The 26,723-nt window shown below is 68.7% G+C and carries 26 protein-coding genes; 7 read left to right on the forward strand and 19 right to left on the reverse strand.

Annotated elements, in window-relative coordinates; translation table 11 throughout:
- The 13 genes from F788_RS13345 to F788_RS0105675 all read right to left on the reverse strand — a co-directional run.
- Nucleotides 1-94 (reverse strand): BMC domain-containing protein (locus F788_RS13345; RefSeq protein WP_038030644.1); only part of this gene is annotated, 94 nt, incomplete at its 3' end.
- 44 nt (nucleotides 95-138) lie between these two features.
- Nucleotides 139-474 (reverse strand): carboxysome peptide B, encoded by a 336-nt coding sequence (locus tag F788_RS0105620; protein WP_018870590.1) that lies wholly within the window; start codon nucleotides 472-474, stop codon nucleotides 139-141.
- Nucleotides 475-477: 3 nt separating this feature from the next.
- A complete protein-coding gene (locus F788_RS0105625; RefSeq protein WP_018870589.1) occupies nucleotides 478-729 on the reverse strand; it encodes a carboxysome peptide A in 252 nt (83 codons plus the stop codon).
- A gap of 16 nt (nucleotides 730-745) precedes the next feature.
- Nucleotides 746-2,218, reverse strand: a complete 1,473-nt coding sequence (locus F788_RS0105630) for a carboxysome shell carbonic anhydrase (protein ID WP_019589541.1) — start codon at nucleotides 2,216-2,218, stop codon at nucleotides 746-748.
- Nucleotides 2,219-2,339: 121 nt separating this feature from the next.
- Complete coding sequence (locus F788_RS0105635; RefSeq protein WP_019589542.1) at nucleotides 2,340-5,399, reverse strand: CsoS2 family carboxysome shell protein; 3,060 nt, start codon at nucleotides 5,397-5,399, stop codon at nucleotides 2,340-2,342.
- Nucleotides 5,400-5,485: 86 nt separating this feature from the next.
- Nucleotides 5,486-5,818: a ribulose bisphosphate carboxylase small subunit gene (locus F788_RS0105640; protein WP_019022376.1), complete on the reverse strand. Its 333-nt coding sequence runs from the start codon at nucleotides 5,816-5,818 to the stop codon at nucleotides 5,486-5,488.
- 70 nt (nucleotides 5,819-5,888) lie between these two features.
- A complete protein-coding gene (locus F788_RS0105645; RefSeq protein ID WP_019022375.1) occupies nucleotides 5,889-7,310 on the reverse strand; it encodes a form I ribulose bisphosphate carboxylase large subunit in 1,422 nt (473 codons plus the stop codon).
- A gap of 380 nt (nucleotides 7,311-7,690) precedes the next feature.
- Entirely contained in the window at nucleotides 7,691-8,362 is a 672-nt protein-coding gene (locus F788_RS0105650) for a type 1 glutamine amidotransferase domain-containing protein (RefSeq protein WP_019022374.1), read from the reverse strand.
- A 69-nt stretch (nucleotides 8,363-8,431) separates the two neighbouring features.
- Nucleotides 8,432-8,698 carry a cell division topological specificity factor MinE gene (minE, locus tag F788_RS0105655; protein ID WP_018870583.1) on the reverse strand — a complete coding sequence of 89 codons (267 nt, stop codon included), beginning with the start codon at nucleotides 8,696-8,698 and terminating at the stop codon, nucleotides 8,432-8,434.
- A gap of 4 nt (nucleotides 8,699-8,702) precedes the next feature.
- On the reverse strand, nucleotides 8,703-9,512 hold the full coding sequence (minD, locus tag F788_RS0105660) for a septum site-determining protein MinD (protein WP_019022373.1): 810 nt from the start codon (nucleotides 9,510-9,512) through the stop codon (nucleotides 8,703-8,705).
- A 42-nt stretch (nucleotides 9,513-9,554) separates the two neighbouring features.
- Nucleotides 9,555-10,334 (reverse strand): septum site-determining protein MinC, encoded by a 780-nt coding sequence (minC, locus tag F788_RS0105665; protein ID WP_019589543.1) that lies wholly within the window; start codon nucleotides 10,332-10,334, stop codon nucleotides 9,555-9,557.
- A 101-nt stretch (nucleotides 10,335-10,435) separates the two neighbouring features.
- Nucleotides 10,436-11,212, reverse strand: a complete 777-nt coding sequence (locus tag F788_RS0105670; RefSeq protein ID WP_019589544.1) for a DUF1295 domain-containing protein — start codon at nucleotides 11,210-11,212, stop codon at nucleotides 10,436-10,438.
- Nucleotides 11,209-12,258, reverse strand: a complete 1,050-nt coding sequence (locus F788_RS0105675) for a cyclopropane-fatty-acyl-phospholipid synthase family protein (RefSeq protein WP_019589545.1) — start codon at nucleotides 12,256-12,258, stop codon at nucleotides 11,209-11,211. The genes F788_RS0105670 and F788_RS0105675 overlap by 4 nt, the downstream gene beginning before the upstream one ends.
- Before the next feature lie 195 nt (nucleotides 12,259-12,453).
- Between F788_RS0105675 and F788_RS0105680 the strand changes: the two genes are divergently transcribed.
- Entirely contained in the window at nucleotides 12,454-14,847 is a 2,394-nt protein-coding gene (locus F788_RS0105680; RefSeq protein WP_026332718.1) for a DUF1631 family protein, read from the forward strand.
- A 54-nt stretch (nucleotides 14,848-14,901) separates the two neighbouring features.
- Here F788_RS0105680 and F788_RS0105685 read toward each other — a convergent pair whose 3' ends face one another.
- Entirely contained in the window at nucleotides 14,902-18,624 is a 3,723-nt protein-coding gene (locus F788_RS0105685) for a hydantoinase B/oxoprolinase family protein (RefSeq protein WP_019589547.1), read from the reverse strand.
- Between the two features lie 75 nt (nucleotides 18,625-18,699).
- On the opposite strand from F788_RS0105685, the gene F788_RS0105690 reads away from it, so the two are divergent.
- The 3 genes from F788_RS0105690 to F788_RS0105700 are packed head-to-tail and all read left to right on the forward strand — an operon-like array spanning nucleotide 18,700 to nucleotide 20,651.
- Nucleotides 18,700-19,827, forward strand: coding sequence for a metal-dependent hydrolase (locus F788_RS0105690; protein ID WP_019589548.1), 1,128 nt, complete (start codon nucleotides 18,700-18,702; stop codon nucleotides 19,825-19,827).
- Nucleotides 19,828-19,841: 14 nt separating this feature from the next.
- Nucleotides 19,842-20,195 (forward strand): hypothetical protein, encoded by a 354-nt coding sequence (locus F788_RS0105695; RefSeq protein ID WP_019589549.1) that lies wholly within the window; start codon nucleotides 19,842-19,844, stop codon nucleotides 20,193-20,195.
- Nucleotides 20,196-20,252: 57 nt separating this feature from the next.
- The gene (locus F788_RS0105700) at nucleotides 20,253-20,651 is read left to right on the forward strand and encodes an Mth938-like domain-containing protein (protein WP_019022365.1); all 399 of its coding nucleotides are present in this window, start codon (nucleotides 20,253-20,255) and stop codon (nucleotides 20,649-20,651) included.
- Nucleotides 20,652-20,687: 36 nt separating this feature from the next.
- Here F788_RS0105700 and rpoS read toward each other — a convergent pair whose 3' ends face one another.
- Genes rpoS through surE form a run of 5 tightly spaced genes read right to left on the reverse strand, consistent with a single transcriptional unit; the run spans nucleotide 20,688 to nucleotide 24,607 of the window.
- Complete coding sequence (gene rpoS / locus F788_RS0105705) at nucleotides 20,688-21,743, reverse strand: RNA polymerase sigma factor RpoS (protein WP_019589550.1); 1,056 nt, start codon at nucleotides 21,741-21,743, stop codon at nucleotides 20,688-20,690.
- Between the two features lie 28 nt (nucleotides 21,744-21,771).
- Complete coding sequence (locus F788_RS0105710) at nucleotides 21,772-22,551, reverse strand: peptidoglycan DD-metalloendopeptidase family protein (protein WP_019589551.1); 780 nt, start codon at nucleotides 22,549-22,551, stop codon at nucleotides 21,772-21,774.
- Between the two features lie 2 nt (nucleotides 22,552-22,553).
- Nucleotides 22,554-23,141: a YqaA family protein gene (locus F788_RS0105715; protein WP_019022362.1), complete on the reverse strand. Its 588-nt coding sequence runs from the start codon at nucleotides 23,139-23,141 to the stop codon at nucleotides 22,554-22,556.
- A gap of 24 nt (nucleotides 23,142-23,165) precedes the next feature.
- The gene (locus F788_RS0105720; RefSeq protein ID WP_018870571.1) at nucleotides 23,166-23,831 is read right to left on the reverse strand and encodes a protein-L-isoaspartate(D-aspartate) O-methyltransferase; all 666 of its coding nucleotides are present in this window, start codon (nucleotides 23,829-23,831) and stop codon (nucleotides 23,166-23,168) included.
- A complete protein-coding gene (gene surE, locus F788_RS0105725) occupies nucleotides 23,825-24,607 on the reverse strand; it encodes a 5'/3'-nucleotidase SurE (protein ID WP_018870570.1) in 783 nt (260 codons plus the stop codon). The genes F788_RS0105720 and surE overlap by 7 nt, the downstream gene beginning before the upstream one ends.
- 103 nt (nucleotides 24,608-24,710) lie before the next feature.
- Here surE and F788_RS0105730 point away from each other — a divergent pair, with 103 nt between their 5' ends.
- The 3 genes from F788_RS0105730 to F788_RS0105740 all read left to right on the forward strand — a co-directional run bounded on the left by F788_RS0105730 (nucleotide 24,711) and on the right by F788_RS0105740 (nucleotide 26,714).
- Nucleotides 24,711-25,259: a Smr/MutS family protein gene (locus F788_RS0105730; protein ID WP_019022360.1), complete on the forward strand. Its 549-nt coding sequence runs from the start codon at nucleotides 24,711-24,713 to the stop codon at nucleotides 25,257-25,259.
- Nucleotides 25,260-25,468: 209 nt separating this feature from the next.
- Nucleotides 25,469-26,092 (forward strand): DUF3365 domain-containing protein, encoded by a 624-nt coding sequence (locus F788_RS0105735; protein ID WP_019591621.1) that lies wholly within the window; start codon nucleotides 25,469-25,471, stop codon nucleotides 26,090-26,092.
- A 190-nt stretch (nucleotides 26,093-26,282) separates the two neighbouring features.
- Complete coding sequence (locus F788_RS0105740; RefSeq protein ID WP_019589553.1) at nucleotides 26,283-26,714, forward strand: PAS sensor domain-containing protein; 432 nt, start codon at nucleotides 26,283-26,285, stop codon at nucleotides 26,712-26,714.
- The last annotated feature ends 9 nt before the right edge of the window (nucleotides 26,715-26,723 follow it).

Raw genomic sequence — 26,723 nt, forward strand, 5'->3', positions numbered from 1 at the left:
AGGCCTTGGTCATCGCATCCGCCGCCTCGATCGCCGGAACCAGACCGCGGGTCTCGATCATGCCCAGGGCCACACCAAAGTTTTCACTCGCCATTGCTATTTTCTCCCGGAGTTACGGTTACTTCGAAAATTCGACGCTCACGCGGCCCTGCGTCCGCCATCCGAGCGCCCGGTATCGGTCTGGTCCTGCCCAGCCTTGTCCCTGGTCGACGACGACGTGTCGTCACTGCCGTCATCCCAGTAATCAATGATCCCCCCGATCGTCAGGTCGGTCAGGATCGAATTGTCGTCCAGCGCCAGGCGGGCGGCCGATCCGCTGATCGTGAACACCCAGTTCCCCGGGTGCGCACCGACCGGATCCACCGCGACCGCCCGGCCACCTTTCGCGTCCACCAGCACGCGCAGGGACGCCGTTTTCAGCCCGTCAACACGACGGGTTACGGTCAGCTCGTCCTCCACGCGCATGATGTCCATGGGTTACTGCTCCTCCCAGTGATCGATGATCCCGACGATCGTCGCATCACTGGGGTAGGACTTGTCCCCGGCCGCTTCCCGCGCCGCCGACGAGCCCACCACGATCACCCAATCCCCCGGCACGCAGCCAACGGCGTCCACCGCCACGGTCCGCGGACCGCCGACCTTCTCCTGCACCACCAGCAGGGGCCGATGTCCCAGATCGCGAATGCGATTGGTCGATACCAGCGTTTTCTCTACCTTGCAGATCTTCATGTCGTTCCCGTTGGCCTCAGGCCTCCAGCGGCTCCAGCTGCGAACCACTGCGCTTGTCCCGAATCACCATGTGGCAGCCGATCAGTCCCTTTTCGGACAGGTCCCGATAGCGCTTCATGATCTCGTCGCGTACCCGCCGGCAGCGGGCCTCCACCCGCTCGCGCGAGCCGGGCACCTTGCGGTCGTAGCGGAAATGCACCACCACCGGCACCGGCAGACCACGTTCCACGTTCAGCTTGCGGAACACCTTGTTCACGCCGACATCCATGCTCTCGGCACCCTCTTCCATGGTGTCCAGATGGGCGATGTAGGCGAAGTTGCGCACCTGCATCTCTTCCACTTCCTGGCCCACGATGATCATCCGTTCGCGATGCCCGACGTCGGCGTAATGGCCACCGTGATAGCGGGCGACGTAATCCAGCTGCGACAGGTTGTTCATCAGCAGCCGCGAGATGAATCGCAGCATGCCTTCGTGCGGCGCCCCGTTCCCGGTGCCCCAGCCCTGCTGATGCACCGTGTCCTGAATCGCGCGATACACCGCGAGCGACGCGTCCTGTTCGTTCATGTCCTGCGTCTCGCGGTACAGCGCCGCGCTGTCCACAAAGCGGTACAGGCTCATCCGCGTCTCGCCATCCGGCACGTGGACCTTGATGGCATCCGTATCCGTATCCACCCCGATCAGCAGGGTGTCCACCGACGCGCCGCAGCAGTAGGTGTTTTCCACCGCCTGCCGGAACGCCCGCAGTTGCCGCAGCGCGGCGTCCGCCGCCTCCCGTTCGCAGGAAGCATGAGCGGTGCAGCCCTGGTGATCCGGGTCCGCACTGCTGTAATGGTACGCCGCCACCTTCAGGTACCGGCTCGGCACGTCCGCAGTGGTCGGCCGCCCTTCACGAAACCGCAACAGCTCCCGCTTGGTCCAGTGCCGCACGTCCTCCTCGATATCGAACAGGGCGCCCGCGTAGCTCTTCACCCGCACCGCCATGTCCGGCAGGCGCAGGATAAAACGCCGCAGGCCGAGCAGGCGGCCATCGGAGCACGGCGAGATATCTACTTCGTGGAAATCGCAATCCAGGAACCACGCGATCGCCGACTCCGCTTCGGCCACCAGATCGTCGCGGCCTGCCCAGTACTCGTTCACCATCCGGTCAAACAGCCGGAAACTTCCTTCGAGGTACAGCCGCCGGGTATCCAGATGATTGATCCAGGCATCTTCCAGCACCTGCCGCGGCAGGCTCACCCCCAGGCGACGTTCCGCCACCGACTGAGCCCGTTCGGCGAAGTCCTTTTCGTGCTGCATTGCATGGATCTCACGCAGCACCGGGATCAGGGCGGCGAAGCGATCGCGAAACCCCTGTTCGAATCCCTGCAGGCGTTCGTTACCACGCACATCCGCCAGAGGATGCCCCGGCCGCACACCGCTGCCGTCGTCGACCGGCGCATAACGCCCGACCTCGCCGAGCTCGGGCCCGCCCGCCGGCTCCGTACCCACGAGGGGTGCCGGTTGAGCCTGCGGCGCCGACGCCGAGCCACGCCCGCTCACATTCCCGCGAGGGCGCAGAGACGTCGGTTTGCGGCGGCGGCGAACGACCATGAGCTCCCGACTCCCCGGATCAGCCGCGGGCGCCGCCGGACAGGGTCACCAGCGACCCGGCGTCCGTACTGCCCGAGGACCCGGTGATCCGGCTCGCAGGCACTTCCTTGCGTTCCAGCTCGCGGTTGCTCCAGGCACTGCTGCCCTCGCCCCGCGGATTCCCGCGCATGCTGACGTTGCGCCGCGTCGAAAAGCCTTCGGTACCGGTCACCGACTCCCCGCGCTGCCAGTCATCACCGGTAATCGCGAAGTCTCCGCCGGCCCCATTGACGGTCACGCGTTCGGCACCGGCACGGTCCTGCTCCGCAGCCTCAACCTCGGCCATCGCCGCCCGGGCCTGAGCCTGAGCCATGGCCATGGGTGCGCCTGCCCGGGCACGCGCCTCTCCGTAACGGAACTCCTCGGTGCCGGACACCAGGCCCACCGCCTTGTTCACCGAACCCGTGATGGATCCGCTCGAACCGTAGGCCGTACCCGTCACGCGCCGTTCACGCGCCTCGCGGGCCGGAGACGGCACACTGAAGCCGCGCGCCGGCACTTCGGCATCACCCGCCGCCGGGGCGGCCTGGTATGCAGCGGTGGTCTGCATCACCGCGTTCCCTTCGAATCCTTCCGGACGCAGGCGGGGATGCAGGTCGCCGGCCACATTGGCGCAGGTGGACGCGAATTCGTCGGCACCGACATATGGCGCGCCGGAAACGTCCTGGCAAGCACCGTGTTCGGTTCCGGTCACCCGGTCGTCATAACCCGGCTGACTGCCGGAAACGGCGTGCCCCGGGGTCGAGTGCCGCTGTGCGACGCGCACGCCGGCCGAACGCGCTTCCTCGGGGGCACAGTACTGCTGATACTGGTCCGGACCCACGTACGAGGTGCCGCTGATCGGCTTGCACGCCCCGTACTCATCGCCGGTCACGCGCGAGGACGGTCCCATCGCCGGGCCCGAGACCCCCTGCTGCTTCCAGGTACGGCTCATCGTGACCTTGTCCGGGCCGGCTTCCGGCGTGGTGCCGCACAGTGTTTCGTAATGATCGGATCCCACGTATTCCGTCCCGGTAATGGGCTTGCAGCCCCCGTATTCATCGCCGGTGATGCGACTGGACGATTCCACCCGCGTTCCCGACACCTCGCCGCCATGCAGGGTATGCATCACGCCGACCTTGTGGACGCCACCGGCCGCCGGCTGCTCGCAGAGCTCCGCAAAATTGGCCCGGTTGTAGTAAGGCGTCCCCGTCAGCGAGGCGCAGGAACCCGTCTCGTCTCCGGTCACCCGCGGACTGCGATCCACGGCCACACCGGTCACGGACCGGCCGTGCGCGGTGTGCATCTCGCTGACACGGGAGGCCGCCGGTTCGCCGCGCGTCCCGCAGCGCTGGAAGTCCTCGCTACCCAGGTATTCCGTACCCGTCACGGGCTTGCAGTCCCCGTGTTCAACACCCGTCACTGGAGAGGAGCGCCCGACGTCGGTGCCGGTCAGTTCACGACCCCGCAGGGTGTGCATCACACCGGCCCGCGCCGGCGCTCCGTCAGGCTTTCCCGTGCAGGGAACCTCACTGTCGCGGGTATTCAGATACTCGGTCCCGGTCACGCTCCGGCAGGAACCCGACTCATCACCCGTTACCTTCGGACTGCGACCGACCGTCGTGCCGGAGACATCCTCGCCGCGACCGGTGTGCATCACGCCGGTGCGCAGAGTGCCGGGTGCCGGACGCGTGCCGCAGAAGCCCTCGTACTGTTCCGTACTGAGATACTCGGTGCCGGTGATCGCCTCGCAACTGCCGCGCTCGTCGCCGGTGACCTGGCGGGACCGCCCCACCTCGGTTCCACTGACTTCCTGCCCGTGGCTCGTATGCGAATGGCCGACCTTGGGCGAATGGGCCTCCGGGAGCGTCCCGCAGTAGCGATCGAAATGTTCCGCGCCCAGGTATTCGGTCCCGGTCACGTCGTAGCAGCTGCCGGCTTCGCCACCGGTCACGGCATAAGTGCTCTCGACCTGGGTGCCGCTCACGTGCCCGCCGGAAAGGGTGGTCCCTTCCTCGACTTTCGGCGGCGCATCATGCTGGGCGTCGTGCCGCGGCCGGCCGCAAGGCCGGCCCGGCTCGGACGAACCGCGGCCAATGCTGCACAGTTCCTGGCGCCGCTGACGCGCGATCTCCCGGGTCGTCATGCCCTTGCGCTGGGCCGCTTTCCACGAGCCCTCGCGCGGCAGATCGGAAGGCCGCTTGGTGCCGGCCTGATAACGCCGACGCAGCGCCTTCTTGCCCTGGCTCGCCATTGCGTCCCGGCGCGCCATGCAGATGGCCCGCACGTCGGAGATCATCGGCTTGATCTCGCGATCGTTCTCGTCCTGACGCTGTTCCACCTGCTCGCACAGGCGATCCAGCCCCTGGTCCAGCGCCTCTCCCGCACGTTCGGCGGATTCATCGGTCGCCGGCGATTCCGGCTGCCGCGCGGCCTCCCGCGGCGGACGCGTCGGGCGCGGCGGTTCCGGGTCGCGCTCACGGCCACGCAGACGATCCTCGCGCCGCGGTTCGGTCGCCATCGCCTTCTTGCCGTTCTGCGCCAGCGCCTGACGGCGCAGGCGGCAGATCTCGCGGCCGCTCATGTTCTCGCAGTCAACGTCCTGGCTCTGCGCAAGGACTTCGAGCTGCCGCGAGCGTTCGGAGCCGGCCCGGGCAAATCCGCCCGAGCCGCGCGTGCTGCCCCGCCCCAGGGCCTTTTTGCCCTGACGTGCCATCTTCTGCCGACGCTCGAGCGCGGCCTGACGCCCGTTGGAGGCACCCTGGTGGGCGCCCGGAGGCGGCGCGTCGGACCCATCGGTCTGCCGCTCCGCCCGCGGTTCGGCGAACCGGGGCTCGGGCTGCGCGGGCGCGTCGGACTCACGCCCCGATTCCGGGGCCGAGGGAGCCGGCTCGGGCGCAGGCGCCGCGGGCGCGGGGTTCTGACGAACCACCTGGGACCGCGAGACGCCCTGGTTCGAGCCCTTCACGGCGGCCTTGCCATTGCGGGACATGGCCTTGCGCCGTTCGCGGGCCAGCTCGCGACCGGAGAGGCCTGCAGACGCGGATGTCGGATTACTCATGGCACTTCCTTACAGTTGGCGACGGCAACAGTAAAACCCTGTATGGAATGGCCGGGCCGGCGACAGCCGACCCGGCCGCAGCCGGATCAGCGGCCGCGATCGACCACGAAGGCCATGCCCAGGCTCTGGGCGTAGTTATCGTACGCGACGAAGCGCACCATCATGCCGGGATTGCTGCGACGGCACTCTTCGATTTCCTGCAGCACGGCTTCCACCGACTGCTCACCGAAGAAGGGCAGCTTCCACATGTACCAGTAGGGGGACATGGCGTGCTCCTTCTCGGAGTACTCCACGGAGGGGTTCCAGCCCTGCGCGAGGCAGTATTCGATCTGCTTGCGCACCTGGTCGGCGTTCATCTCCGGCAGGTAGGAGAAGGTTTCGTACTTCTGCACCGGCTTGAAGTTCTGAATATCGGACATGTCGGTCATCCTGTGTCTGGTTCGTTCAGGGTGCGGACGGCGCCGCCAGCGGCCGTCCGCACTCGGGCGATCACTTGTGCTGGGAATCGAGCTTGTCGACGGTGTCGAACTCGAACTTGATCTCCTTCCAGGTTTCCATCGCAATCTTCAGCTCGGGGCTGTGCTGCGCGGCCTGGGTGAGGATCTCCTTGCCTTCGCGCTCGACGTCGCGGCCTTCGTTACGGGCCTGGACGCAGGCTTCCAGCGCCACGCGGTTGGCCGTCGCACCCGGGGCGTTGCCCCACGGATGGCCCAGCGTACCGCCGCCGAACTGCAGCACGGAGTCGTCGCCGAAGATGGTGACCAGCGACGGCATGTGCCAGACGTGGATACCACCGGAGGCCACCGCGAACACGCCCGGCAGGGAGCCCCAGTCCTGATCAAAGAAGATACCGCGGGAGCGATCTTCCGGGACGAAGGATTCGCGCAGCATGTCGATCCAGCCGAGGGTCGCGGCACGGTCGCCTTCCAGCTTGCCGACCACGGTACCGGTGTGCAGGTGATCACCGCCGGACAGGCGCAGGATCTTCGCCAGCACGCGGAAGTGGATACCGTGCTTCGGATGACGGTCGAGGACGGCGTGCATCGCACGGTGGATGTGCAGCAGCATGCCGTTGTCGCGGCACCAGTTGGCCAGGCCGGTGTTGGCGCAGAAACCGCCGGTGATGTAGTCGTGCATGATGATCGGCGCGCCGATCTCCTTGGCGAACTCGGCACGCTTGTACATCTCTTCCGGGGTCGGCGCGGTCACGTTCAGATAGTGACCCTTGCGCTCGCCGGTTTCGGCTTCGGCCTTCTCGGTCGCTTCCTGCACGAACTCGAAACGCTCGCGCCAGCGCATGAACGGCTGCGAGTTGATGTTTTCGTCGTCCTTGGTGAAGTCGAGACCGCCACGCAGGCACTCGTAGACCGCACGCCCGTAGTTCTTGGCCGACAGACCCAGCTTCGGCTTGATGGTGCAGCCCAGCAGCGGCCGGCCGTACTTGTTCATCTTGTCACGCTCGACCTGAATACCGGCAGGCGGACCACCGCAGGTCTTCACGTAGGCGATCGGGAAACGCACGTCTTCCAGGCGCAGGGCACGGATGGCCTTGAACCCGAACACGTTGCCCACCAGCGAGGTGAACACGTTCACCACCGAGCCTTCCTCGAACAGATCGATCGGATAGGCGATGAACGCGTAGAAGGACTCGTCGTCACCCGGCACGTCCTCGACGGCGTAGGCACGGCCCTTGTAGTAGTCCATATCGGTAAGGAGGTCGGTCCACACCGTCGTCCAGGTCCCGGTGGAGGACTCGGCGGCCACGGCGGCTGCGGCTTCTTCGCGGTCGATGCCCGGCTGCGGGGTGATCTTGAAGCATGCCAGCAGGTCGGTATCCAGCGGCATGTATTCCGGCATCCAGTAGGTTTCGCGGTAATCCTTGACACCCGCGGAGTACTTCTTGGCGGCCATGTGGCTTTCTCCTACGCGTTGGTTAATCGTGACGGTCGCCTAGGTTAGGAAGGTTAACCACTAATAACAAATAAATAATCTAGATACGACCGATTGACGTTCATCTATGGTTTCCCGGGATCCGTCGTTTACGGGTTCCCGGCGATGGGGGGCACGCGACCTTTCCCGCACGCTCCCGCTGATGAGCCGCCCGCGATTCTAGCCGAAAACCCCGGACGGTGCATGCCAATGACGACACGGTTTCGCGGACGCCGGCCGGCAGGCACCCGCAGCACGCCGGCCTGGACTGCGACGAAGGGATAGGGGATGCGAGGGGTGACGAAGGGAAGAAACGGAGCCGCCCGGGACGCCGGGCGACTCCGGGAAGGGCCCGGGAGGTGTCAGGTGCCGCGCAACAGGCGCACCATGGCGTCGGCGACCGCCCGTGCCGACTGCGGGTTCTGTCCGGTCACCAGGCGGCCATCAACCACCACGTGTTCCGCCCAGTCGTCGGCGGCGTCCACCTTGCCACCGCGAGCCTCCAGACGATCCTGCAGCAGAAAGGGGACCGCGGCATCGAGACCGACGCCTTTTTCTTCGCTGTTCGTGAAGGCGGCCACCCGCCGGCCGGAGACCGCGGGGCTGCCATCCTGGAGCATGGCGCCCACCAGACAGGCCGGGCCATGGCAAACCGCGCCGAGTACCTTGTCGTGCTCGAGGAATTCGACGACCAGCCGCTGGACATGCGGATTATCCGGCAGATCGAACATGGTGCCGTGCCCGCCGGGGAAGAACAGCGCTGCGTACTGCTCGTGCTGCACCGACGCATCCAGCGGGATGGTGTCATCCAGGGCCTGTTGCGCGGTCGCCGCCGCGGGCCCGGGGTGGGCCGCCTCGAGGCTCCGCGGGTCCAGCGGAACCGGGCCGCCCCGGGGACTGGCGACCTTGATCTCGTATCCGGCCTCGCGAAACCGCTGATAGGGGTCTGCGAATTCGTCAAACCAGAGTCCGGTCGCATGCCCCGGGGCGAGCTCGTCGTGACTGGTGGTCACGATCAGGATGGTCTGCATCATGGCGCCGTCTCCTTCCGATGGTTGTCCGTGGTGGACAAACGGTGGATCGGCCACGTTCCCGCAGTTGCCTCAGCGGGCCCCTTCCTCATGGTCGGGCAGAGTGATGTTGAGCTCGAGCACCTCGCAGTCCCCTTCGCGATCGACGTTCATCTGCACCGCGTCGTCGTCCACTTCGACGTATTTGCGGATCACCTGCAGCAGCTCCTGCTGCATTGCCGGGAGGTAGTCCGGGCCGGAACGCGCCGCGCGCTCGCGCGCCACGATGATCTGCAGGCGCTCCTTCGCAACGTTCGCACTCTTCTGCCGTGGCTGACGGAAATAATCGAAGATGCCCATGGACTCAGCCTCCGAACAAACGGCCGAAGAAGCCCCGCTTCGGCACGTCCACGAAACGCAGCGGACGCTCCTCGCCCAGGAAGCGGCCGACGGCATCGTCGTACGCCTGCCCGGCATCCGACTCCGCGTCCAGGATGACCGGCTGCCCCGCGTTGGAGGCATTCAGCACCGCCTGGGATTCCGGAATCACGCCCAGCAGGTCGATCGCCAGGATCTCCCCCACGTCCTCGATGCTGAGCATCTCCCCGCGCTCCACCCGCTCGGGGGAATAACGGGTCAGCAGCAGGCGCCCGGGCATGGGATCGCCGCCCTGTTCCACCTTGCGGGTCTTGGAGGCGAGAATCCCCAGGATCCGGTCCGAGTCACGCACGCTGGACACCTCGGGATTGGTGACCACCACCGCCTCGTCGGCGTGATAGGCAGCCATCAGGGCACCCCGCTCGATGCCGGCCGGGCTGTCGCAGATGATGTAATCGAACTCTTCCGCCATCTCGCCGAGCACGCGCTCTACGCCATCCTCGGTCAGCGCTTCCTTGTCGCGAGTCTGCGATGCGGGAAGGATGTGCAGATTCTCGACCCGCTTGTCGCGGATCAGCGCCTGTTTCAGGTTCGCGTCACCGTTGATCACGTTGACGAAGTCATAAACCACGCGCCGCTCGCAGCCCATGATCAGGTCGAGATTGCGCAGACCGACATCGAAATCGATCACTGCGGTCCTGTGGCCCCGCTGGGCCAGGCCGGTCGCGATCGCGGCCGAGGTCGTGGTCTTGCCCACGCCCCCCTTGCCGGAAGTCACCACTACGATACGTGCCATGTTGGCTGCGTCTCCTTGAGAATCGAGGGAAGCGGAATCCGCTCAGGACTCCGTGATGTTGAGGCTTTCGCCCGCCAGTGTCACCAGCCGGTTGTCGCCGCGCTCGGCTTCCGTGATGTCTTCGGCAATCCGGTAGTGTCCACCGATCGACAGCAGCTCGGCCTCCAGGCGGCGACAGAAGATGCGCGCGCTCACCAGCCCGCGCACTCCGGCCAGGGCGCGGCCACGCAACGGCCCCAGTACGGTGATGTGGCCGTCCGCCAGCAGCTCCGCACCGGCGGAGACCGGAGCCGTCACCAGCAGATCCCCGCCGCGTGCGTAGACCTGCTGCCCCGAGCGCACCGGCTGGTCCACGACGCGTGTCGCGCTGTGCACCGCCACCGGCGCCGCCGAAGCCGACGCCGCGGAATCGCTTTCCTCCGCGGCCTCCGCGGATGGGGCCTCCCGCCGCGCACGGCCCTCGCCCAGGGCCACTTCGCCGGAACCGCCGCGGCCACCCATGGCCAGACGCGGCGGCAGTCCGGCGGCATCCGCCGCTTCAAGCGCCTGCGCCGCCTCGCCGTCCTGCAGCCCGATCAGGCGAAAGCCCGCGGCCCGCACCTGCTGCACAACCGCGCGCAGCGCGGCGTCCCCGGCATCCGCCACCGGCTGCAGATCCAGCACAATGGGCATGTCGCGCATCAGATCGGGCGCCTCGTCGCGTCGCGCGGCGAGCATGTGGCCCAGGTTGTGCGGCTCGGCGTCGTGCACCCGCAGCACCGAGACCAGCAGCATGCGGCCCTTGAGTTCCATGGCCTGGACGGAGCTGGGGGAAGCGCTCATGCTCGGTTCCACGTTCGGAGGATGGTCGGCGTCGCCCCGGACGGGGCGGAATCGCGCATTTATAGCGTGCCGGCCCCGGGTCCGGCAAGCCTGCGCGCCATTCACCGCCGGCGCGGGCGCCCCGGGATCAGCGCCGGGGTCCGCGCAACGTAGTCGGCATAACCCGGGCGGGTCTCGTGCAGGTGCGATTCGAGGAGCGTTACCCCGGATACCCGCAGGATCAGAACGATCATCAGAACCGCCGACGGGATACCCCACCAGCCGCCGGCCGCCAGCGCCAGCAGGCCGTAGCCCACCCACACCACGATCTCGCCGAAGTAGTTGGGATGCCGGCTGTAGCGCCACAGCCCCCGGTCCATGACCTCGCCGCGCCGCTGCGGATCGGCGCGGAAGCGGGCCATCTGCAGATCGGCCACGGTCTCGAAGACGAAACCGAAGGCCCATACCGCAAGGCCCGCCGCCAGCAGCAGCGGCTGCATCGACTGCGCACTGACCCCCGCCAGCACCGGGAGGCCAATCACCGCCACCAGCGCACCCTGCAGACCGAAGATCGTGACCAGGCTGCGGCGCGCGAAGGCCGCATCGCTCAGCTCTCCGCGCATCGCGGTGTACCGCGCGTCCTCGCCATGGCCCCAGTTGCGCCAGGTGATGTAGGCCGACAGGCGCAGGCCCCACAGGACCACCGGCACCAGCATCCATAGTCCCGCTGCCGGGAACCCGGCCATCCCCCACCACAGGACGCCGACGACGATGAAGCCGATACCCCAGAAACGATCCACCAGGCTGGCGTCGCGGCGACGCATCGCCGCGCCCCAGACCAGGGTCATCAGACCCAGCGCCGCCAGCAGCCCCCAAAGAAAAGCGACCGAAAGGGTCATTCCGTGTCCTCGCGCAGCGGGCGTTCCAGCAGGGTATGCGAGACGAACCACTCACCCCCGCCGTTCCGGGCGAACAGCTCGGCGCAGGCCATGTAGAACATCCGCCAGCGCTGGAAGACCCGCGCCGGCTCCGTCGCATCCGGCGTCCGGGAGAACAGCGGCAACAGCCGTTCGCGGGCGGCATCCTGACGCTGCAGCCAGGCGTTCAGACTGCGCGCATAGTGTTCGCCGCCCACCCGCCACTGGTGACGCACCCGCAGGTGGTCCTGAAACTCATGCACCAGATCCTCGGACGGCATCAGCCCGTCGCGAAAGAAGTGCCGGGCCATCCAGTCCGCATCACCGTCGGTCTCGAAGAAATAGGCGCGGTCGCGATGGGCGAACACATGCATGAAGAACCACCCGCCCGGGCGCAGCCAGTCATGGATGCGACGGAACAGCTCCGGCCAGTTGCGCATGTGTTCGAACATCTCGACGGAAACCACCCGGTCGAAGTCGCCGTACGGAGGACTGAAATCGTTCATGTCGGCGGTCACCACCTCCAGGTTGGTCAGGCCGAGGGCATCGCGCCGGTGCTCGATCGCCGCGCGCTGGGTCGCCGAATTGGACACCGCCAGGATCGAGGCCCGCGGGAACTGTTCCGCCATCCACAGCGAGAGCGACCCCCAGCCGCAGCCCAGTTCCAGGATCCGCTGGCCGTCGGCCAGCCCGGCGCGCTCCGTGGTCAGCTGCAGCATCGCCGCCTCGGCTCCGGCCAGATCCTCCACGCCTTCCGGCCACCATCCGGAGGAATACTTCATCCACGGCCCCAGGCACGCCTCGAAATACTCGGTCGGCAGCTCGTAATGCTGTTCGTTGGCCGTATCGGTGGACAGAGCGACGGGCGCCTCACGCATGGCCCGTACCAGCGCCTCGCGCCGTGCACGCAGGGTCTCCGGCGACCCGCCACTCTCGCGCAGCCGCCGCCGCAGCAGATGCCGGATCCCGGCACGGATGGCCGCATCCGGCAACCAGCCGCGCTCGGCCCAGTCAATCAGTCGTTCCATCGTCCCCTCCGTCTGCCGGTGCCCGGGCCGCAGGCCCGCCGTCCGCAACACCATGGACCGACTGCGGCCGACCCGGTTCCGCGCGACCCGCCGATCACAACCCCGCCAGACGTCGGGTTTGACGTGACCCCGGTCACCCCTCGCCCCCCGACAGCGGTGATAGAGTGAGACCCAACGCTCAATTTCCACGTGATCATGGCCCAGACCTACCGAATCCCGCCCCGGCTGCTGCAGCGCGTCTGGACCCCGTTCATGGATGCGCTCGAGGAAAAGAACCGCGCATTCATGAACGAGCTCGACGACCGCCTGATGGACTCGGCCGAGAAGGCGATCGATTCCCAGCGCGCGCAGCAGAACATGATGCTGTCGCGGCAGATTCGCATGGCGGCTCAATCCGTGCTCGTTCAGTTCCGCAGCGGACTGGCGGAACGACTGACCCCGGCACAGCCGCCCTCGGGCACGGACCCCGGCGCCGACGATGTCGGCCTCGAGCTGAGCGTGATGGATCAGGAGGCCACCGAACGCGAAGTCGCCCTGCGCAAGGTAGTCGCCGGGGCGCGCTCGGTGATGTCGGAAGAGATCGACGCCCTGGAGCAGCTCACGCGGGATTACCGGCTCGCAGCATCCCCGGAGGCGGCCCCCTGGCATCCGCATGCCCTCGGGGATGCCTTCCTTCAGGCCGTCGAAGCCGTCCCCCTGCCCCCCGAAGACTGTCTGATGCTGCTGCACTGGTTCGACCGCGACGTGGTTCGCGACCTGCAGCCGGAGATGCAGGCGCTGCTCCGTGCCTTCGGCGAAGCGGGGCTGGCTGTCCCCGAAACGGGTCCCGTGGCGCGCACGCGGAGCACCGGCGGCGGCGGAGCCATCCGGGCCGGGACAGAAGAGCCGCCAGCGCACGCCGGCCCGGCGACCACCGCGACGGCCCGGCACGAGCCGGGACCGGCCGCCCCCGCCGGCCACTGGGGCCAGTTCGGCTACGTCGTCCCGGCCGGCGAACGCGGCATGGTGCCCGCCGAGGGCGGAGCGATGCCGCAGGGCATGCCGGGCACCCTGGCGGTGGCCACCATGGTCCAGAACGCCCCCAGCCGCGAGTCGCTGGAGCCGTTCATCATGGACCTGCTGCAGGGGCTGTTCGACCTGATCCTCAAGCGCGACGACCTCAACCCGGCCCTGCGCGAACCCCTGGCCGACCTCCAGCTCCCTCTGGTGCGCATAGCCATGCGCGACAGCAGCTTCTTCCGCGACAAGCAGCACCCGGCACGCCAGATGACCGGTCAGCTGCTCAATATCGCCCTGCGCGTGGACCCCGATCTCGACCTCAAAGACGCCCGCGAACTGCCACTGGCGCGGCTGGTCGCGGAACACGTCGAGCGTCTGCGGGGTGCCGGCCTCGACAGTGCCGACGCCTACCACAGCGCGCTGCAGGCCCTGCGCGAGGATCTCGAGCAGGTCGAATCCGAGATCGAAACCGAGGCGGCCGAGGAACGTCGGGAGGCGGAACAGGAGGAGACCCGGATCGAGGTCTCCTGGCAGATGGAGACCACCGTCCACCAGACCGTGGAAACCGCCGGACGCGGCCTGCCCGACCAGGCCCGCCAGCAGCTGATGGACGCCTGGGTCCCGCTGCTCACCGCGGAGGAGACCGCCCGCGTGGCGACAGCCCCCGAATCGCAGGGCAGTACGGACGCCGCCACCGCGCCGGCCCCTGTGCAGGACGGCGGTCCGGGATCCTCTCGGGCGTCCGACGTCCCGGCCGGCGCCGCGGAAACGGGCACCACGGACGGGACCGACGACGAGACCCCGGCCGCCACCCCCGGCGAACAGCCTGCGGACACCGCCGCATCCGCCGCCGATGACAGCCAGGAAGCAGACGACGGCCGGGAGTCCCCCGCCGGTCTGGCTCTGCTGGAGGAACTGCTGCAGCTGATGCGCGAGGCCCCGGACTTCAAGTCCTCGGCGCCGCTGCTGGCCCGTATCCGCGCCTATCTCGACCGGGCTCCGCTGTCGGCGGAGGAACGTGCCCGCATCAAGTCCGATCTGGTCAGTGCCCACCTGATGGCCGCGGGACGCAAGCCCGCCCGCCCAGAGCCGGCAGAGCCGGGCGCCGGAGAGTCCGCTCACGAAACGGGCGGCACCGGATCCTCGGAGGCCGCGAGCACCCGCGATCAGGATTTCGGGAAAACCAGCTCGGAGCGCACTCGCGAACGCGGCCGACGCAGCGAGGGCCGCTCGACGGCCAGTCCGTTCGCCACCGCAGCGCGCCTCCCGGACGACGACCCTTCACTGATGCGCGATCACGACGACGAGCACGTGGACACCGCCGACAGCCTGGCGTCCGGCACCTGGATCCAGTTCACCTCGCCCGCCGGCACCCGGGTCACGCGCATGAAGCTGGTCTGGCGCGGCACCAACTCCGGGCGCTTCCTGTTCACCGATGCCGCCGGCCGCAGCAAGCGCCAGCACAGCCTCCAGGGGCTGGCCCAGGAGTTCCGCACCGGGCGCGCACAGATCATCCCGGAAGAGTCCCTGTTCGATCACCTGATGGAGCAGAAACTGGGCGCGGGGGCCTCGGCCGGCGCGACTGGCTGACCCCCCCACCGGCTTGCCCCCTCGCACCGGTGCCCGGTCCGCACGGGGCCGGCTCTACTCCGGTTCCGGCGTGCCGTAACCCCCGCCGCCCGGGGTATGGATCTCCACCGCATCGCCCGCTTCCAGCGCACGCCGGTCGCAGCCCTGCAGGCGTTCGCGGCGCCCGTCCACGCGGATCAGCCAGTCCTCGCCCGCCGCCGCATCGCCACCGCCGCACAGGCCGAAGGGTGCCACGCGGCGGCGATTGGCCAGCAGGGTCAGCTCCATCGGTTCGTCGAAACCCAGACGGCGGATAACCCCGTCGCCGCCCCGCCAGGGCCCCGTGCCGCCCGAGCCCGTGCGCAGCGCAAAGCGCTCCACCCGCACCGGGAAGCGGCTCTCGAGCACCTCCGGGTCGGTCAGGCGCGAGTTGGTCATGTGGGTCTGCACGGCGCTGGCGCCATGGTGGCCGGGGCCCGCACCGGCACCCCCGGCGATGGTCTCGTAATACTGGTGCCGGTCGTTGCCGAAGGTCAGGTTGTTCATCGTCCCCTGCGCGGCCGCCTGCGCCCCCAGGGCACCCAACAGGGCGTCGGTCACCGCCTGCGAGGTCTCCACGTTCCCGGCCACCACCGCGGCCGGCGGCACCGGATTGAGCATGCAGCCCTCCGGCACCCGCAGCTCCACCGGATCCAGGCAGCCGTCGTTGAGTGGCACCGGGTCGTCCAGCAGGCAGCGCAGCACGTACAGCACCGCCGCACGCACGATGGACACCGGCGCGTTGAAATTGTCCGCGCGCTGGGCCGAGGTCCCGTCGAAATCGATCACCAGCCGCGCATCCTCCGCCGATCCGGGCCGATCCGGGGTCACCGACACCACGATCTCCGCCCCGTTGTCCAGCGCACAGCGAAAGTGGCCGGGCTCCAGTTCCGGGATCAGCCGCCGCACGGCCGCGGCCGCGTTCTCCTGCACATGCTGCATGCTGGCAGTTACCAGCGCGGGGCCGCTTTCGGCCAGCAGGCGATCCAGTTCCTCCAGACCGCGCCGATTGGCCGCCACCTGCGCCTCCAGATCGGCACGGTTCTGCGCCGGATTGCGCGCCGGCCACGGACCGGACATCAGCAGCGTCCGGAGGATCTCGCCATCGAACTCGCCGTCGCGCACCAGCCGCACCGGCGGGATGCGCACACCTTCCTCCTCCGGAGCTGAAGAGAACGCCGGCATCGACCCCGGCGTGATCCCGCCGACATCGGCGTGATGCCCGCGCGAGGCCACGAAGTACCGCAGCACCGCCGGGGTCGCCGGATCGCTGGTGACCCCGCCCGCGGCATCCAGGAACACCGGCGTAATCAACGTTATGTCCGGCAGATGGGTCCCGCCGTTGAACGGATCGTTGAGCACGTAGGTATCGCCCGGACGCAGGTCGTCGCCGAAGGCCGCCACGATCGCGCGCACGCTGGCCCCCATGGAGCCCAGATGCACCGGCATGTGCGGCGCGTTCGCCACCAGCCGGCCGGCCCCGTCGAACAGCGCGCAGGAGAAATCCAGGCGTTCCTTGATGTTCACCGAATGGGCGGTGTTCTGCAGAGTGAAGCCCATCTGGTCGGCGATCGCCATGAAGCGGTTGTTGAAGACCTCCAGCCGCACCGGGTCGCGACGCTGCGGATCCTCGCTCCGCTTGCGATCATGCGCCCCCGCGGCGGGGTCGTGCTCCAGCATCAGCGTGCCGTCCGCGGCCATGCGGCCCCGCCAGTCCGGCTCCAGGATCACCGTGCCGGTGGCCTCGATCACGATCGCCGGCCCCGTCAGCCGCATGCCGGGGCTCAGGGCCTCGCGACGATATAGCGGCACCTCGCACCACTGCCCTGCGGTGAACATCGACACCCGTTCCGCGCATTCCGCTTCGCCCGTCGCGGCCTCGTCCTTCGCAGTGGCGCCCGCCGCTTCCGCGGGGTGTTCCGCCCCCGGCCCCACGGCCTCCACCGCGGCCACCGCCACCACCAGCCGCCGGTCCGGCGGGGCGAAGCCGTAACGCCGGCGCCAGGCCTCGGCAAACGCATGCTGCATCGCCTCCGGGCTCCCGGCCTCCACCTCCAGGGGCGAATCCGAGCCCTCCACCCGCAGCTGGACCCGCCGGTGCAGGCGCAGCTGCGCGGGCTCGACGCCCTGCCCGGTCAGCTCGTCCCGGGCCCGGGCCTCCAGCTCGCCCAGCGCCGCCTCCAGCCGCACCACGCCATCGCCGTCCAGCGGACATTCCAGGCTCGCCTCGTGCAGCGCCCGCAGCTCGGCCAGGCCCATGCCGAAGGCCGACAGCACCCCGCCCAGCGGATGCAACAGCACGTGCCGCATGCCCAGACGCTCGGCGACCCGGCAGGCATGCTGCCCGCCGGCCCCGCCGAAGCAGACCAGCGCATAACCGCCGACGTCGTGCCCGCGCTGCACCGAAATCGTCTTGATCGCGCGCGCCATGTGTTCCACCGCGATCTCCAGCAGGCCTTCGGCCAGCGCCTCGGGCGACGGGGGCTCGTCCTGGGTCGCCCCCCCCTCGGCCGCCAGCGCGGCAAAGCCCTCCGCCACCGCCCCGGCATCCAGCGGCCGGTCGCGATCCGGCCCGAACACCGCCGGGAAATACTCGGGCCGCAACCGTCCCAGCTGCAGATTGCAGTCGGTGACCGTCAGCGGACCGCCCTGACCGTACGCCGCCGGACCCGGCTGCGCCCCGGCCGACTCCGGCCCCACGCGCAGGCGCATGCCGTCGAACCGGCAGATCGACCCGCCGCCGGCCGCCACGGTGTGGATGTCCAGCATCGGTACGCGCAGGCGGACCCCGGCCACCTCGCTCTCCTGACGCCGCTCCAGCTCGCCCGCCAGATGCGCCACGTCGGTAGAGGTCCCGCCCATGTCGAAGGTAATCAGGCGCTCGAAGCCCAGCGGGCCCGCGGTGCGCAGCGCCCCGACGATGCCACCGGCGGGACCGGACAGCACCGCATCGCGCCCGCGAAAGCGTTCGCCATCCACCAGTCCGCCGGAGGACTGCATGAAGCGCAGCGGCACCGTCCCCAGCTCGGCGGTCACCTGTCGTACGTAGCGTCGCAGCACCGGCGACAGAAAGGCGTCCACCACCGCGGTCTCGCCGCGCGGCACCAGCTTGATCAGGCCGCTGACCTCGTGGCTGGCGACCACCTCCTCGAAGCCCAGCTCGCGCGCCAGCTCGGCCACCGCCTGCTCGTGCGCCGGGAAGCGGTAGCCGTGCACGCAGGCCACCGCCAGCGCGCGATAGCCGTCCGCCCGCGCCGCCTGCAGGCGCGACCGCAGGGCGTCCAGATCGGGCGCGCGCAGCACCCGTCCGGCGGCATCCACGCGCTCGTCCACCGGTTCCACCCGGTCGTACACCGGGACCGGCAGGCGGATGTCGCGCGCGAACAGCTCCGGGCGCGCCTGATGCCCGATGCGCAGCGCGTCCTCCAGGCCCGCGGTGATCACCAGCACCACCGGCTCGCCCTTGCCTTCCAGCAGGGCGTTGGTGGCCACCGTGGTGCCCATGCGCACTTCGTGTATGCGCGCCGCCGGCACCGGTTCGCCCGGCGCGAGCCCGAGGAGGTCGCGGATGCCCTGCACCGCCGCGTCGGCATAGGCCTCGGGGTGCTCCGACAGCAGCTTGTGCGAATGCAGCCGGCCCTCGGGGTCGCGCCCCACGATGTCGGTGAAGGTGCCACCGCGGTCGATCCAGAAATCCCAGGCCCGCGTATCCGCGTGCCGGCCGCGGGCTTGTGCGTGATCGTCGCCGCCCGCCATCATTGCGCCCCGAACTCGCCGCGCCGCGGCCGGTCGCAGGACCACCCGCCCACGCATCGCAGGGAAACGCAGACCCCCATGGATCCCGTCACCCACGCCAGTCTCGGTGCCGCCGTCGGCGGCCTCGTCCTCGGTTCACGGCTGGGCCGCAAGGCCCTGGTACTCGGCGCGCTGGTCGCCCTGATTCCGGATCTCGACATCCTCATAGCTTACGGTGATGCGGTCTCCGATTTCACCCTGCACCGCGGGTTCAGCCATTCGATCCCGGTGCTGTTGCTGTTCTCGCTGGCGGCCGCCGGGCTGGCCTCGCGGATCCCGGCGACCCGCGACATCGGCTTTGCCCGCTGGTGGTGGTTCTTTGCGCTGGTCCTGGTCACCCATGTCCTCAACGATGCCCTGACCACCTACGGCACCCAGATCCTCTGGCCGCTGCCAGTCGACCCGGTGGGGACGGCCTCGATCTTCGTGATCGACCCGCTGTACACCCTGCCGCTGCTGATCGGGGTGATCGTCGCGGCCTTCTGGCGCTTCGCGCCGCGGGCGCTGGTGGCCGGGCTGGTGCTTTCCACCGCCTACGCCGGCAGCGGCCTGGCCCTGCAGGCGTGGCTGGACCGTCACATCCAGCCCGCGCTGGCCCAGGCCGGACTGGAGGACCAGCCCCGGCTGGTCCAGCCCACCCCGTTCAACATGCTCGTGTGGCGGGTCACGGTGCTCGACGGCAACCACTTCCACGAGGCCTGGGTCGGGATCTTCGACCAGCCGATCCGTCCCGATTTCGAGACCTTCCGCCGCGACCCGCACGGACTCGAAGAAGCCGCCATGGAACTCGAAGACGGCCGGCGCCTGCGCGAGTTCAGCGGCCCGTTCCTGCGCTTTCACGCGCAGTACGACGAGGACCGTCCGCCGCGCCTGGTCGCCACGGACATCCGCCTGGGCGGTCCCGGCTACTTCCCCTTCGGCTTCGCCATCGCCGAACGCGAAAACGGTGAATGGCAGCCGATCAGCAGCGAACGGGTGCGCGAGGAAGGGCCGCTGGACGACGCCCTGCACGCGCTGGCGCGGCGCGCCTTCCAGCCCGATCGCATTGGCTGCATGGGCGATCTGGCCGGGCCGGAGTACTTCGTGACCAATCCTCCACCGCGCTGCCGCATGCGCATGGGTCTCCCCGGCGCCCACCCCGGCGATCCGATCCGGCCGCGCCTGTAGGGAAACGCCGATCCATGTGCCCACCCGGAGACCGCCATGGTGGACACGCGCCCGGCACGCCCCCGGAGGCCCCGACCAGCGGGATCTGCGAGCTGTGCGGGCGACACGAACACCTGACCCGGCACCACCTGATCCCGCGCAAGCAGCACCGGCGTCGGCGCATCCGCCGCCGGTTCCCGCGCGCCGAACGCGAGGGCCGCCTGCTGCAGGTTTGCCGCCCGTGCCACGACCACATCCACCGCCAGTTCGACGAACAGACGCTCGCCGAACGTCTGAACACTCGCGAGGCCCTGCTGGCCGAACCTGCCATCCGGCGCTTCGTGGACTGGATCGCCGAGCGCCCGCCGGGTTTCCGGCCGCGCCGCTGACCCCTGCCCCGACACCGCCTCTTGAGCCCGGCGCCGCCACGGGGTAGCGTCTGGATCATGCTGTTCTCCGAACTCACCTCCGACGGCGTCACCTATCGCATCACCGGACATGCCCCGGGTGCGATCGGAATCAACGATGTCGGCTATCACGCCAGTCTGATCGTGCGGCCGCGCTCGCTGCATGCGGACTGGCCAGTGCGCGCGGCCGGCGAACTGGACCTGGCGGCACTGGGCCCGGTCCTGGAAGACCCCCCGGAGGTCCTGCTGATCGGCACCGGCGAGGTCAGCCGCTTTCCGCCGCGCGAGCTGCGCCGCGAACTGCAGCGGCGCGAGCTGGGGGTGGAGATCATGGACACCGCGGCGGCCTGCCGCACCTACAACCTGATCATGGCCGAAGGCCGCGACGTGGCCGCAGCATTGATCGTGGAACCGGCAGAAGCCTCCGCCGGCGACTGAGTCGATGCCCAACCGCGCTCGGGAGCCCGGCAGTACTCAGGACCCGGGAAGCACCTCGTCACCCTTCATCCCGCGCGATTCCAGCAGCCTCCGCAGGCGCTTGAGCGCATCCATCTGGATCTGGCGCACGCGTTCGCGCGTGACCCCGATCTCCGCGCCGACCTTCTCCAGCGTGGAGCGCTCGAAGCCGTGCAGACCGAAACGGCGCACCAGTACCTCGCGCTGCTTCTCGTCGAGCTGACCCAGCCATTCCTCCACCAGATCCTGGATGTCCTGATCCTCGAGGATGGACGAGGGTTCCACCGCATTCACGTCGGCGAGGATGTCGGTCAATGAGCGATCACCATCCGGCCCCGGCGGCAGGTCCATGGAGGTCGAGGGTTCGGACATCGCCCGCAGTTTCTGGATCTCGGCCACCGGCTTTTCCAGGCGCGCGGCCAGTTCCTCTTCACTGGGATCGCGCCCCAGCTCCTGGGTCAGTTCGCGCGCCACCCGTGCATGCGTGCGCAGTTCCTTGGACACGTGCACCGGGATGCGAATGGTGCGTCCCTGATTCATCAGCGCACGCTCGATGGTCTGGCGAATCCACCAGGTGGCATAGGTGGAGAAACGAAAGCCGCGCTCGGGATCGAATTTCTCCACCGCATGCATCAGCCCGAGGTTGCCCTCCTCGATCAGGTCCAGCAGCGGCAGACCGCGATTGAGATAGCGCCGGGCGATCTTCACCACCAGACGCAGGTTGCATTCGATCATGCGCCGCCGGCCGGCCTCGTCTCCCTGGCGTGCCAGACGCGCGTAATGCCGTTCCTCGTCCGGCGTCAGCAGGGGGCGGAACTCGATGTCGCGCAGGTAGAGCTGGATGGCGTCCAGCTCCGCGGGGCGCGCATCGCGCAGGGTGCGCGGACGCACCGGAACCTCCTCCTCGGGCGTTCCCGCCTCGACCGGGTCGGGGGCTTCTTCTTCCAGAGGGGCTACGTCGTCCTCGACCCGCTCTTCTTCCGCCGGTTCATGCAATGCCGGCTCCTCCAGAGGAGATTCCGGATCGTCACCTTCACGGCCGTCGAGATCGGCCGGGTGCCGGGGGTCGCTCATGCGTGATCCTGCCAGTCAATTGCTCGGTTCAACGATCCGGAAGGTAGCCCGCCGGGTCAACCGGCGAGCCGTCCACGCGGATCTCGAAGTGCAACATCGGCCGGTCCGTCCCCGATGCACCCAGGCGCGCGATCGGATCGCCGCCTTCCACCGTGTCGCCTTCTTCGACCAGCAGCTCGTCGTTGTGTCCGTAGGCCGACAGCAAACGCTCGTCGTGACGCACGATGATCAGGCGACCATACCCCACCAGACCGCCACCTGCATAGACGACCTCGCCGCTGCGCGCCGCCCGCACCGGATCCCCCCGCTCGCCACCGATACCCAGCCCTCGTCGGGTGCTGGAGCTGTCGGAGAAGGCACGCACCACGTCACCATCGGCCGGCCACACCCATTCGCCGTCACCGCTCGGGGCCGGCCGCGGCTCGGGTTCCGGCTCGGGTTCCGGGGCGGACGCAGGCTCGTCACCGGTGCCGGAAGGGCGCCCCCGCTCGCTCGATGAAGTCCCGGATCCGCTCGCCGTTTCGCGCGATGGCACCGGGGGCGGCGACGAACGCGCCGGACCGGTCAGGCGCAGGCGCTGGCCGGGATGAATGACATAGGGCGCACCGATCGCGTTGCGTCGTGCCACCGCCCGCCACTCCAGCCCGTAGCGGCTGGCAATGCTGTACAGGGTTTCACCGCGCGACACGGTATGCGTATCGGGAACCCGGGAATCGCCCGGCGTGCGCAGCGCACATCCGCTCACGGCCGCCACCAGCAGGGCCGCCAGCAACACGAAAATCAGGCCGCGCAGCACCCTCTCGTGCATGCTCACTCCAGGGCCAGATACACCGCGATGGCCACCACGAGCACGCCGATCCCGGCCCAGCCGATGCGTTCCATGTAGGGGCGCAGATGGCGCTCGGCGCGCGGCCCCGCCCAGGCCATGAACAGGGCCACCAGAAAGAAACGCGCACCGCGCCCCAGCAGCGAGGCGAGCACGAACGGCAGCCACGCCATGGCCAGGGCCCCGGCGGTGATGGTGAAGAGCTTGTAGGGAAGCGGCGAGAACCCCGCCACCAGCACCACCCACACCCCCCAGGTGGCGAACCAGTCCTCGGCCTGCGCGAGCTCCGCGGCGTAGCCGATGTCCCGCAGCCACGGGCCCAGCGACTCGAACGCCAGCCAGCCGGCGAGGTAACCCAGCACCCCGCCGATCACCGAGGCAACCGTGGTCAGGGCGGCCAGATACCAGGCCCGCGCCGGCGACGCGGCCGCCATGGGTGCAAGCATGACATCCGGCGGCGGGAACGGCAGCACGAACGATTCCACCAGGGAGAGACCGGCCAGGTAGCGGGGCGCATAACGGTGACGGGACCACCCCATCACCCGATCGTAGACCGGCTCGAACAGTTTCATCGCGGCGCGATTCCGGACACGTCGCTACTGCTCCGCGCCCGGGAGCATGGGCACGAACATCACCCCGTCGAGGACATCGCGGACGAACGCATCCTCGGTGCGCGTATAGCGGACCAGATGCTGACGACCGTCCGCGCTCTCCACCGGGGCCACCAGACGCCCGCCGGGAGCCAGCTGGGTGAGCAGGGTCTCGGGCACCTCGCGCGGAGCCGCGGTGAGAATGATCCCGTCAAACGGTGCGCGCTCGGGCCAGCCCTCCGCCCCGTCGCCGTGGCGCAGGTTCACGTTGTTGATGCCCAGCCGGCTGAGCAGCTCGCGCGCGCTGCGGGTCAGCGCCTGAATCCGCTCGATCGAGTACACCCGGTCGACGATCTGCGCCAGCACCGCCGCCTGATAACCGGAACCCGTGCCGATCTCGAGCACGGTGCTCACCGGCCCGCCCTCCAGCAGGGCCTCGGTCATGCGGGCGACGATGAACGGCTGGGAGATGGTCTGGCGGTGCCCGATGGGCAGCGCGATGTTCTCGTAGGCGCGGTGGCTCAGCGCGTCCTCCACGAACAGGTGCCGGGGCACGCTGCGGATGGCCTCCAGCACCCGCGGATCGCGGATACCCTGCTGCTCGAGGATCCGGACCAGGCGGTCGCGCGCCCGCCCCGAGGTCAGCCCGGCACCCGAGGCGTCGCTCACCATGGTGTACCTCCCTGGTGGTGATCCCCCGGCGCGGCACCCTCCAGCCAGCGCCCGACGGTGTCGATCGCGTCGTAACGAGTGAGGTCCACCTGGATCGGCGTGATCGAGACGTAGCCCTCGCGCACGGCATGAAAATCGGTCCCGGGACCGGCATCCTGCTCCGGCCCTGCGGGACCCACCCAGTAGATCTCCCGCCCGCGCGGATCCTGGTCGGCGACCATGGGTTCGGCGCGATGGCGGTTCCCCAGGCGGGTGGTCTGCACGCCCTGGATCGACTCGAACGGAATATCCGGGACGTTCACGTTGAGGATGGTCGCCGCCGGCAGCGGGACCTGCCGCAGCCGATCCAGCAGATCCAGCACCACGCGCGCCGCGGTGTCGTAATGCCGCAGGTCGGTCCCCACCAGCGACACCGCGATCGATGGCAGGCCAAGGAAGCGACCCTCCATGGCCGCGGCCACGGTCCCGGAGTACAGCACGTCGTCGCCCATGTTGGCCCCGGCATTGATGCCGGAGATCACCAGATCCGGCTCCTCCTCCAGCAACCCCGTCAGCGCCAGATGCACGCAGTCGGTGGGTGTACCATCGACCTGCACACCGGCGTCGCCCACCGATCGGGCGTGCAGCGGCCGCACCAGCGTCAGGCTGTTGCTGGCGCCGCTGCGGTCGCGGTCCGGTGCCACTACCCGGACCTCGGCCACCGTTCGCAGGTGGCCGGCCAGGCACTGGATGCCGGGGGCATGGATTCCATCGTCGTTACTGACCAGAATGCGCATTCGGGAGCCGGAGGCTTTGAAAGGGTCTTCAATATACTGGAAACGGCTTCGGGACATGCAGTTTCCTGCCTGTGCCGGAGCCTCGGAAAGCGAGTATCCTGCCATGAATTCCGGGGACGGTCCCAGCGATTTCGACGAGTTTCTGCGTGCGGTGGGCCCGGTACGCCGGATTCACAGCGACCGCGCGGAGAAGGATACGCCGCGCCCGCCCGCCCGCGCGGCCCAGCGCGACCGCGACGAGGAACAGGCCCGGCGCGACTGGATGAGCGACCCGCTGGAATTCGGCGACCTCCAGCCCGGCGACGAGCTGCGTTTCAGCCGCGCGGGCATCAGCCAGCGGGTGTTCCGCAAGCTGCGCGGCGGCCATTACCGGATTCAGGACGAACTGGACCTGCACGGCCTGTTCGCCGACGAGGCACGCCAGGCGGTGGCCGGTTTCATCGACGAGGCACGCGCGGATGACCGCCTGTGCGTGCGCATCATCCACGGCAAGGGCCAGCGCTCGAGCCCGCGGGGCCCGGTCCTCAAGGGGCTGACCGACCACTGGCTGCGCCAGCGCGACGACGTGCTCGCGTTCTGTTCGGCACGTCCGGCGGACGGTGGCACCGGCGCCGTATACGTCCTGCTCAAGAAACGCCGGGATTCGTCCTGAGTGACACCGGTATCGCCCGCGAACATTAGCACTGAACGGCGTGTTGATTTAGATCAAGTCCAGAGTTACCTTGACCGTTATCAGCGGATTGCCGCAGCCGCATGCCGCCCGGGTTGCAATCCCGCACCGGCTGCGAGACCATCCTGTACAAGCCTTGTACAATGAATGCATCCAAAGGCAACGGAAACTGCGACGAAGAGGTCCTGCTCATGAATCACTGGAAACTTGCCCCCATCGCCCTCGGCATCGCGGCCCTCGCCGCAGGCTGCTCCAACAACGAGGCGACCACGACCGCCGAAGAACCGGCAGCCACCGAGGTCAGCGAAGAGGAAATCGAACAGCGCGCCATGGAGAGCCGTGAGGCCATCCAGCAATTCGCCAGCACCCTGCAGGGCGAACTGATGAGCGCGATGGAAACCGGCGGCCCCACCGAGGCCATCCAGGTCTGCAACGAGGTGGCCCCGGAGATCGCCGCGGACATCTCCGCCGACACCGGCTGGGACGTCGGGCGCACCAGCCTCAAGCTGCGCAACCCCGACAACGCCCCGGACGAGTGGGAGCGCGCGGTGCTGGAAAGCTTTGACGCCGAAGTCGCTGCCGGCACCCCGGCCGACGAAGTCGCCCCGACGCACGAAGTGATCCAGACCGAGGATGGCGCGCGGTTCCGGTTCATGGCAGCGATCCCGACCGGCGGCCAGTGCCTGGCCTGCCACGGCGAGGACATCGATTCCGACATCAAGCACGCGCTGGAACGTCTCTATCCGGAAGACGAGGCCACCGGCTACCAGGCCGGGCAGGTGCGCGGGGCATTCACCATCACCCAGGAGATGTAACGCTCTCCGGCAATGGCGATACGAGAAGGGCCGCATCAGCGATGGTGCGGCCCTTTCTTTTTGCGCTCTACTCCAACAGCCCCCCGGCAGGACGATTGAACAAACCGAATTCCGGCAGGGACAAAGGGACAGTCAAGCGGCTTTATGACAATCTGTAAAGTTGACGGATGGAACCTATCGAACCGAAGACATGACGCGAACCATTGATGCCGAGCTGCTCGCCCTCGCGGTCGACGCCTCCAACGACGGGGTGGTGATTGCCGAACGCGAAGGCAACGACAATATCCTGATCTACGTGAATCGCGCGTTCGAGGAGCTCACCGGGTATCGTTCCGAGGAGATCCTCTACCGCGATTGCCGTTTTCTGCAGAACGACGACAGCGACCAGGATGCCGTGCGCGAAATCCGCGCCGCGCTGGACGAGGATCGCCCCTGCCGCGTGACCCTGCGCAACTATCGCAAGGATGGCTCGCTGTTCTGGAACGAGCTGTCGCTGACGCCCATCTTCAACGACGAAGACCGGCTGACCTACTACATCGGGATCCAGAAGGACATCACCGCGCGCGTCGAGGCCGAAGAACGCGCCGAACGTGCGGAGCGTCAGCTGGCCCGCTCCGGCTGACCCCCCCAG

This window comes from Thioalkalivibrio sp. ALE10 (assembly GCF_000381385.1).
Taxonomy (GTDB): domain Bacteria; phylum Pseudomonadota; class Gammaproteobacteria; order Ectothiorhodospirales; family Ectothiorhodospiraceae; genus Thioalkalivibrio.